Annotated in this window: 1 protein-coding gene; it reads right to left on the bottom strand. The window is 58.9% G+C overall.

All coding sequences use genetic code 11. The features are described 5' to 3' along the window. Positions 1–51 precede the first annotated feature (51 nt). Positions 52–1161, bottom strand: a 1110-nt coding sequence (gene tuf, locus ACR0DL_RS21460) for an elongation factor Tu (protein WP_480691292.1), incomplete at its 5' end; no start/stop codon positions are given.

Here is a 1161-nt window from a genome sequence, read left to right as displayed (position 1 = left end):
AAAAAGGGCGCCCCAAGGGACGCCCTTTCTTTGAGTATTGGCTTAAGCGCCTTACTCGATGATTTTCGACACAACGCCGGCGCCGACGGTGCGGCCGCCTTCGCGGATGGCGAAACGCAGGCCGTCTTCCATCGCGATCGGGGCGATCAGCTCGACGGTGAAGCCGACGTTGTCGCCGGGCATGACCATCTCGGTGCCTTCGGCCAGGGTCACGGTGCCGGTCACGTCAGTCGTACGGAAGTAGAACTGCGGACGGTAGTTCGCGAAGAACGGAGTGTGACGACCGCCTTCTTCCTTGGTCAGGATATAGGCTTCGGCTTCGAACTTGGTGTGCGGTGTAACCGAACCCGGCTTACACAGAACTTGGCCACGCTCTACGCCGTCACGGTCGATACCGCGCAGCAGAGCGCCGATGTTGTCGCCTGCTTCACCGCGGTCCAGCAGCTTGCGGAACATTTCAACGCCGGTGCAGGTGGTTTTCTGAGTGTCGCGGATGCCGACGATTTCGATCTCGTCGCCAACATTGATTACGCCACGCTCAACACGACCCGTAACAACGGTACCACGGCCCGAGATCGAGAACACGTCTTCGACCGGCATCAGGAACGGCTTGTCAACTTCACGCTCAGGGGTGTCGATGTAGTCATCAACAGCCGCCATCAGTTCCTTGATCTTCTCTTCGCCGATTTCCGGGTTGTTGCCTTCCATCGCGGCCAGAGCCGAACCTGCGATGATCGGAATATCGTCGCCAGGGTATTCGTAGCTGGACAGCAGTTCGCGAACTTCCATCTCAACCAGTTCCAGCAGCTCTTCGTCGTCAACCTGGTCAACTTTGTTCATGAACACGACCATCTTCGGGATGCCAACCTGGCGGCCCAGCAGGATGTGCTCGCGGGTCTGAGGCATCGGGCCGTCAGCAGCGTTCACAACCAGGATCGCGCCGTCCATCTGAGCGGCACCGGTGATCATGTTCTTGACGTAGTCGGCGTGGCCGGGGCAGTCGACGTGTGCATAGTGGCGGTTGTCGGTCTCGTATTCCACGTGGGCGGTCGAGATGGTGATGCCACGAGCCTTCTCTTCAGGCGCGCCGTCGATTTGGTCATACGCTTTGAAGTCACCGAAATACTTGGTGATTGCTGCGGTCAGCGTGGTTTTACCGTG

The sequence above is a fragment of the Ruegeria sp. BB5 genome, assembly GCF_056539405.1.
Note: the sequence above shows the minus strand (reverse complement) of the source record. Positions and strands in the feature narration are given on the sequence as shown.